This window comes from Streptomyces sp. NPDC047072, assembly GCF_040643855.1.
GTDB lineage: Bacteria > Actinomycetota > Actinomycetes > Streptomycetales > Streptomycetaceae > Streptomyces.
Genome location: NZ_JBEYVC010000286.1, coordinates 1 through 8,257 on the forward strand (window position 1 = coordinate 1; position 8,257 = coordinate 8,257).

The 8,257-nt window shown below is 68.5% G+C and carries 6 protein-coding genes; 4 read left to right on the top strand and 2 right to left on the bottom strand.

All coding sequences use genetic code 11. From position 1 onward, the window contains the following. Positions 1-72 precede the first annotated feature (72 nt). Positions 73-1,311 carry a lipase family protein gene (locus ABZ896_RS50880; protein WP_360945732.1) on the bottom strand — a complete coding sequence of 413 codons (1,239 nt, stop codon included), beginning with the start codon at positions 1,309-1,311 and terminating at the stop codon, positions 73-75. 139 nt (positions 1,312-1,450) lie between these two features. Further along, the gene (locus tag ABZ896_RS50885; protein ID WP_360945735.1) at positions 1,451-1,918 is read right to left on the bottom strand and encodes an RDD family protein; all 468 of its coding nucleotides are present in this window, start codon (positions 1,916-1,918) and stop codon (positions 1,451-1,453) included. A gap of 201 nt (positions 1,919-2,119) precedes the next feature. On the opposite strand from ABZ896_RS50885, the gene glnA reads away from it, so the two are divergent. From glnA to ABZ896_RS50905, 4 genes are all read left to right on the top strand, one after another. Further along, positions 2,120-3,529 (top strand): type I glutamate--ammonia ligase, encoded by a 1,410-nt coding sequence (gene glnA, locus ABZ896_RS50890; protein ID WP_360945738.1) that lies wholly within the window; start codon positions 2,120-2,122, stop codon positions 3,527-3,529. A gap of 392 nt (positions 3,530-3,921) precedes the next feature. Then, positions 3,922-6,705, top strand: a complete 2,784-nt coding sequence (locus ABZ896_RS50895) for a substrate-binding domain-containing protein (RefSeq protein ID WP_360945741.1) — start codon at positions 3,922-3,924, stop codon at positions 6,703-6,705. Between the two features lie 101 nt (positions 6,706-6,806). Next, positions 6,807-7,754, top strand: a complete 948-nt coding sequence (gene htpX, locus ABZ896_RS50900) for a zinc metalloprotease HtpX (protein WP_360945744.1) — start codon at positions 6,807-6,809, stop codon at positions 7,752-7,754. Positions 7,755-7,756: 2 nt separating this feature from the next. After that, positions 7,757-8,257, top strand: a 501-nt coding sequence (locus tag ABZ896_RS50905; protein ID WP_360945747.1) for a hypothetical protein, incomplete at its 3' end; no start/stop codon positions are given.

Genomic DNA, 8,257 nt, shown 5'->3' on the forward strand with positions numbered 1-8,257 from the left:
CAGCTCCACGAAGCCGATGTCCTCGTTGGCCAGCCCGGCATCATGCCGGGCGCCCTTCATCGTCGTAGAAGATCAGCAGTCGCTCTGGGCCGTCCTGCCCGCGAACCGGTCGCCGAGCCAGGAGACGACGTCGCCGACGGCCTGGTTGTCGGTGAGGAGATGGTCGCCGGGGTAGATCTTCCAGCCGGTCTTCACGCCCGCCGCGCAGTAGGCGGTGCGGACGGCGTCCTCGGTGGCGGTGGGGATGACCTCGTCGAGGGCGCCGCGGTACTGGAGGACGGGGAAGGCGATCCGGTAGGTGCCGAGGTTCACGCCCAGTTTCTGGGCGTCCAGGACCTGGCCCCAGGTGCGGCCGTCGGTGCCGCGCTGCTGGTAGAGCTGGTCGAGGGTGAGTCCGGCGGTGGTGAAGTCCTTGATGCTCTTGCCCGCGAGGCCGGTGACCGTGCCGACGAGACAGACGGACTTGGCGGTCTTCACGGCCTCCTTTCCCTGGTCGTTGAGGAGCGAGTCGAAGGGCAGCGTGGGGTAGGCGGCCTGGATGCCGAGGGCCGCGTCGGCGAGGAAGCCGGAGAAGGCACCGCCGTCGAGCCCGGCCGCCACCTGCTTGAGGTCACCGGGGATGCCGCCCGAGGCGTCCCCGACCACGTTCAGTTCGGGTGCGTAGCCCGCGGCCAGCTGGGCGGCCCACAGGCTGGCCGCGCCGCCCTCGGAGTAGCCCCAGAGTCCTGTGCGGGCCTGCCGGGACAGGCCGCTGCCGGGTACGGCGGGGGCGGCGCGGGCGATGTCGAGCAGGGCGTGGCCGGAGTCGGTGCCGGCGACATAGCGGTGCGTCTGGCCGTCCAGGTAGCCGGGACCGTCGGTCGCGGCGACCGCGTACCCGGCCGTGAGCAGGGCCGCGATGTTGTCGCCCTCGTACTCGTCCTGGAAGGCCCCGGCGAGCTGCTTGGAGAAGGCGCACTGGGGGCCGAGGCCGAGGGTGCCGGGGTGGAAGGCGACGACGGGGCGGGTGCCGGTGCCGGTCCAGGGGGCCATGGGGACGGCGAGGGTGCCGGATACGGCGACGGGGCGGCCCTGGTTGTCGGTGGAGCTGTAGAGGACTTTCCAGGCGGACATGGGGATGTTGCCGGGGACTTGGCTGAGGGTGACTTGGCGGCAGGCCAGGACGGTGCCGGGGGTGGCGGGGACGGTGGTGGGGGGTGTGTAGATGTCGGCGTCTGCGGCCGTGCAGGTGGCTGCCTCGGATGCCACTGAGACGGGGCCGCCGCCGAGCAGAGCAGCGGCGAGAACGGTGACAAGGACGAATCTCTTCATCGGTCCGGCGCGTCCCTTCGCAACGGGGGGAGGTTGCTTGGGTGCTCGACGCTAGGAGCCGGACCCACTGACCCATAGTCAGCCGCCGCGCAAGTTCGCCGCCCCGGCTGTCAGGACGCGACAAAGACCGGGGACGGTGTCAGATCCGTACTTCCACCGTCTTCGCCAGCCGGTCGTGCAGCCCCCGGCCGTCGCGGTCCCAGATCAGCGCGGGGACGGCGAGGCAGAGCAGGGCCGTGCGCAGCAGCGCGCGCACGGGGTGGACGCGGCCGGTGTCGACGGCGACCACGCGCAGGCCGAAGAGGCGCTTGCCCGGGGTGAAGCCGATGGTGCCGACGGTGAGCGCGCTCATCACGAAGAAGACGAGCAGCGCCCAGTTCGAGGTCGACTGCTGATAGCTCTGCGTGATCAACTGGGATGCAATCAGGACGCTCATCGCCCAGTCCACGGCGAGTGCGCCGAGCCGCCTGCCCGGGCGCGCGATCGACCCCGGCCCCTGCTCGGGCAGACCGAGCTGCTCTCCGCGGTATCCGAAGTCGACACCGGCGTCCTCGGCGGCCGCGCGGGGGCCCGAGAGCCACGATCCGATTGCTTCCCTCTTGTCCACGCGTCCACGGTACTGCCACCGTTTCGGGATACGGACAGGTGGGGCGGGACCCACGATGTCCGGTTAACTTGTGCGAAACAAATGGGTCACGCCCGAGAAACCACCCGTCCCTAGTGTCGAAGCCAACGTGTGCCACCGCACTGGCCGCACGAACGAACTACCACCCCGGCCCGGGATGCGGTCGGAAGTAGGAGGAGCTGGATGTTCCAGAACGCCGACGAGGCCAAGAAGTTCATCGCGGACGAGGACGTCAAGTTCGTCGACGTCCGCTTCTGCGACCTGCCGGGTGTGATGCAGCACTTCACGCTGCCCGTCGAGGCGTTCGACCCGGACGACGAGCTGGCGTTCGACGGCTCGTCGATCCGCGGCTTCCAGGCCATCCACGAGTCCGACATGGCGCTGCGCGCGGACCTGTCGACCGCGCGGGTGGACCCCTTCCGCCGTGACAAGACGCTGAACATCAACTTCTTCATCCACGACCCGATCACCGGCGAGCAGTACAGCCGTGACCCGCGCAACGTGGCCAAGAAGGCCGAGGCGTACCTCGCGTCGACCGGCATCGCCGACACCGCGTACTTCGGTCCCGAGGCGGAGTTCTACGTCTTCGACAGCGTCCGCTTCGCGACCTCGTCGAACGAGTCCTTCTACCACATCGACTCCGAGGCGGGCGCCTGGAACACCGGTGCGCTGGAGGACAACCGCGGTTACAAGGTCCGCTACAAGGGCGGCTACTTCCCGGTCCCGCCGGTCGACCACTTCGCCGACCTGCGTGCCGAGATCTCCCTGGAGCTGGCCAAGTCCGGGCTCCAGGTCGAGCGCCAGCACCACGAGGTGGGCACCGCCGGCCAGGCCGAGATCAACTACAAGTTCAACACGCTGCTCGCCGCGGCCGACGACCTCCAGCTCTTCAAGTACATCGTGAAGAACGTCGCCTGGCGCAACGGCAAGACCGCGACCTTCATGCCGAAGCCGATCTTCGGTGACAACGGCTCGGGCATGCACGTCCACCAGTCCCTGTGGACCGGCGGCCAGCCGCTCTTCTACGACGAGGCCGGTTACGCGGGCCTGTCGGACACCGCCCGCTACTACATCGGCGGCATCCTCAAGCACGCCCCGTCGCTGCTCGCCTTCACCAACCCGACGGTGAACTCCTACCACCGTCTGGTGCCGGGCTTCGAGGCGCCGATCAACCTGGTGTACTCGCAGCGCAACCGCTCCGCGGCCATGCGTATCCCGATCACCGGCTCCAACCCGAAGGCCAAGCGCGTCGAGTTCCGCGCGCCCGACTCCTCCGGCAACCCGTACCTCGCCTTCTCGGCGCTGCTCCTCGCGGGCCTCGACGGCATCAAGAACAAGATCGAGCCGGCCGAGCCGATCGACAAGGACCTCTACGAGCTGGCTCCCGAGGAGCACGCCGGCGTCGCCCAGGTCCCGACCTCCCTCCCGGCCGTCCTGGACCGCCTCGAGTCCGACCACGAGTTCCTCCTCCAGGGCGACGTCTTCACGCCGGACCTGATCGAGACGTGGATCGACTTCAAGCGCACGAACGAGATCGCCCCGCTCCAGCTGCGTCCGCACCCGCACGAGTTCGAGCTGTACTTCGACGTGTGATCGACGCGTAGGCCGTACGGCGGCGCCCCCATTCCTGTTGTCCAGGGGTGGGGGCGCCGCCGTATCGTTTGTCTGTACGACTTTCCTGGGAGACGGGGGTCAGGGGATGCCGGAACCGGACGACGAGGAGCGGGAGTTCGACATCCGCTGGGCCGACGGAGCGGAACTCAAGGAGCCCTCGGCCTGGGCCCGTATGCTCGCCGCCCGCTGGAAGGAGAACCCTCCAGCGCCACAGCCGTTGCTCGGGTACTTCGACTTCCGGTCGCCTTACTGGAAAGCGCTCTTGTCAATACCCGTGCCCGCCAGGGGTATGGGGCTGCATGATGTTGTTGCATCGAAAGTCCGCGTCGAGATCGGTTGGTCCGGTGGCAGCAGCGCGTCCTCACATTGCGATGATCTTCACGGCCCTTCCTGTGGAGCACGAGAAGGTCAAACTGCACCTTACGAGCGCCGGCGCGACGCTTCTGCATTCCGAGGAACTCGACCGCGGTTCTCGTGCGGCCGTCTATGCGCTGGACGGCCAAGTCCCCTGGCACGTCTACCTCGTGAGGAGCGGGACCGGCAACACCACCACGACGAGGGTGGTGAGCCGCTGGCTCGCCGAGAAAAAGCCCGAGGCCGCGTTCTTCGTCGGTATCGCCGCCGGACGCAAGGACGCCGTTCGCCGGGATGTCGTCATCGCCAAGACCGTCTACGCGTACCAGCGGGGCAAACAGACCCAAGGCGGTTTCCTGGCCCGCCCCATCAGCTGGGTGCCGCCGGTTGACGTCATCAGTACCGCGGAGGAGGTCGCGCAAGAAGTCGGCCCCCTGATGACCGGCCGGATCCACTTCAAACCGATCGCTTCCGGTGACACGGTGATCGACTCCCTGAGCGCTCCCGATCACCGGATCATCGAGAACAGCTACGAGGACTCCGCGGCCATCGAGACGGAGGGCGCGGGCTTCGCCGAGGCAGCCCACAGTCACCGTCCCGCGTTCCGGTGGCTCCTCATACGTGGCATCAGCGATCTGGCGGACGGCAGGAAAAAGGAGCAGGAGGCCGATGCGCAGAGTCACGCCGCTCTCCACGCGGCCCTCGTGGCCGTGCACATCCTGAGAGCGCTCGATGTCGAGCCGGTCACACTCCCCGAGGCCGATTCCCGGCCGGCCGCTCCCTCCGCTCCGGTGCCCGACAACCACACCATCCCCCTGCTGCCCCGGACGGGATCCCGGCCGCCCGTCCGATCCGGCGAGCCGGACAGACCCGGTCCGCCGCCCGAGCGGGTGTCCACTCGGCCGGACCCGTCCAGCTCGAAGCGGGTCACTCTCGCCTTCCGCCGGCGGCGCCGGCCCGTGGTATTCGGGGTGGTCGGCCTGGCGGCCCTTCTCGTGGTCGGCCTCAGCGTCCGCGGCTTCGGAAACGACGGGACAGGCACCGAGGGCGACCCCACGACGCTCTCCGCCTCACTGAAGCCCTGTGACCACGCCGACGTCACCCTGCACATCGCCTCCTCCGTCGACAAGTCGGAGCCCCTGCGGCGCGCGGCGAAGGCCTACGGCCCCCGGTCCGCCGAGGGGGCATGCGTACAGATCCAGGTCGACGACAAGAACTCGGGCGACGCCATGCGGGCCCTGGCCCATGGCTGGACCGAGGACGACGGGGAGGCCGTGCCCGACGTGTGGTCGCCGGCCGGGGACGCCTGGCTCGCCCTGGCCCGCGCCAACGCGACGGCCAAGACCAGGAGCCTGTTCCCGCAGCAGGCGGAGCCGATCGTGACGAGTCCGCTCACCGTCGCGATGCCGAAGCCGATGGCCGCGGTCCTGGAGTGGCCGGAGAACACGTTCACCTGGAGCGAGCTGGCCGACTGGTCGACGCATGCCAAGGGCTTCTGGGCGGCGAACAACCGCGGAAAGCCCGAATGGGGGGACTTCAAACTCGGCAAGACCAACCCGGGATACTCCACGTCCGGCCTCAACGCGACCCTGGGCGCCTTCTACGCCAGGACCGGTACCACCGGCGAACTGACCGAGGCCCGCCTCGACGACTCCAGGAACCGCGCGTTCGTCAAGAGCATCGAGCAGGCCGCCGTGCACTATGGCGACACCACGCTGACCTTCCTCTCCAATCTCCGCCGGGCCGACAAGGAGAGCGCCCAGAAGGCGATGTCGTACATCTCCGCCGTCACACTGGAGGAGAACACGGTGGCCGCCTACAACGCGGGCTACCCCTGCGGTGCGCTCAGCACGGAGGAGGGCTGTGAGCCGACCGGCAAACCGGACACGCCCTTGGTCTCCTTCTATCCGACGGACGGCATCCTCTTCTCCAATCACCCCTATATCGAGCTGAACATCAAGAACAAGGCGAAGAAGGCGGTGGCGGACGACTTCCTCGTCTATCTGCACGAGCCCAGGACTTTCGCCACGCAGTTCGGTCGCTACGGCTTCCGCACCTACGACAACAAGGTCCCGGCGGATTCCATGCTCCGTGCCAAGGACAGCGGGGTCATGCCCGACACGGACCTCAGCAATTCCCTGTCCACGCCCCAGGACCAGGTCCTGAAGCACCTGCTGGACATCTGGCCCACCCTGCGCAGACGCGCCAACGTGCTCCTCCTCATCGACACCTCGGGGTCGATGAACGACAAGATCCTCGGCACCGACCAAACCAAGCTGGAACGGCTGAAGCAGGCGGAGACCGAACTGTTGGGTGAGTTCACCAGGTCCGACCGGGTCGGGCTCTGGAAGTTCTCCGATGCCGAGGATCTGGGCGGTGACCCGGACTACAGGGAACTGGTACCGCTCGCCCCCTACGACAGGAATCCGCTGTCCGAGAACTTCCGGGCCCTGGAAGCGGAGGGTGCGACGGGTCTCTACGACACACTCGACGCCGCCACGGCCGCGATGCGCGCGGACTACGACCCGAAGGCCATCAACGCGATCGTCCTTCTCACCGACGGCCGCGACCAGGACAAGGGCAGTGTGCCGCTGGCGACGCTGCTTCAGCACATCAACGACCCTTCCAAGCCCCAGGTGCGCGTCTTCACCATCGCCTACGGCAGCGCGGCCGACGAGGACGACAAAAAGGGCAGGACCGTGCTCCAGCAGATCGCCGACGCCGGCACCGGCCAGATGTACGACGCCAGGAACGCCGACACGATCGAGCAGGTGATCACCAGCGTGATCTCGAACTTCTGAGCCGTTCCTTTGCTCTCCGTAGGGCCGATCGAGATCTGACCATGGCGGGCCCGGGTGCACACTGGACGGTGGGACGAGTGCCTGACTGCGGGGTGATGCAGATGCGGAGTCGTTTCCGGACCGACCGGCGGCTGGCCGTGCGGATGACGGTCACGTTGTTCCTGCTCGGTCTGGTGTACGTGGCCTTCGTCGCCGCGTTGATCGTGTTGCTGAAGTCCTGGCTGCTGGTCGTGGTGATCATCGCCGCCATGTTCGTGGCGCAGTTCTGGTTCTCCGACCGGATCGCCATGTTCGCGATGCGCGGGCGGGTGGTGGAGCGGGAGGAGTATCCCGAGCTGCACGCCGTCGTGGACCGGCTCTGCGCCATCGCGGACATGCCGAAGCCCGTGATCGCCGTATCGACCATGGACATGCCCAACGCCTTCGCCACCGGGCGCAATCCCGATCACGCCGTCGTGTGCGTGACCACCGGGCTGCTCAGGCGCCTGGAACCCGCCGAGCTGGAGGGCGTGCTCGCGCACGAGCTGTCGCACGTGGCGCACAAGGACGTCGCGGTCATCACGATCGCCTCCTTCCTCGGTGTGCTCGCCGGGCTCATCGTGCGGTTCGCCTTCTACAGCCAGATCTTCGGCGGGCGGAAGGACCAGAACACCGCCGTGGTCTTCGCCGCCGTGATGGGGGTCTCCGCGGCCGTGTACGCGATCAGCTTCCTGCTGATCAGGGCGCTGTCCCGGTACCGGGAGCTGGCCGCGGACCGGGCGGCCGCGCAGCTGACCGGCCGGCCCTCGGCGCTCGCCTCCGCGCTCACCAAGGTCTCCGGGGACATCGCGCGGATCCCGACCAAGGACCTGCGCACCGCCCAGGCCTTCAACGCCTTCTACTTCACCCCGGCCACCGGCAAGGAGCCCGGCATCGAGCGGTTCTTCTCGACCCACCCGCCGCTGGAGGAGCGTCTTGAGCAACTGGGCCGGATCTCGGCCGAGTTGGGCGAGGCGGCGCTGCCCGGGAACGGGTCCGGGTCTGGGACCGGGTCCGGGAAGGCGGGCTGAGGATGGGGCTGCTGGACATCCTGCTCGGGCGCACGAAGCCCGTCGCTCCCGATCTCGACCAGCTCTTCGCCCTGCCGTCGGCGGCCGTGACCCTGGAGGCCGCGGCCTCCTTCACGCCGACCGGCCGCGGTGCGGTGTGCTTCGCGACGGTCGAGGGCGCGGCCTTCGAGCAGACCCACCGGGAGGTCCAGGCCCTGCTGGACGCGGACGCCGACCGGGACGGCCCGCCGGTCGAGCTGAGCCGGGACGGCTTCGGCTACTCCTGGCTGGTCTCGGAGCGGACCCCCGACCAGCTGCCCCAGCTGGTCAACGACCTGCACGCGGTGAACAGTTCGATGGAGGTCAACGGCTTCGGGCCGCAACTGCTGTGCTCGCTGGCCGGGTTCCGGGATCCCGAGGACCGCCCGCTCGCCCTCGTCTACCTGTACAAGCGCGGCACGTTCTACCCCTTCGCGCCGCTGCCCCGCGACGGACAGCGGCCCCACAACCCGCTGGAGCTTCGG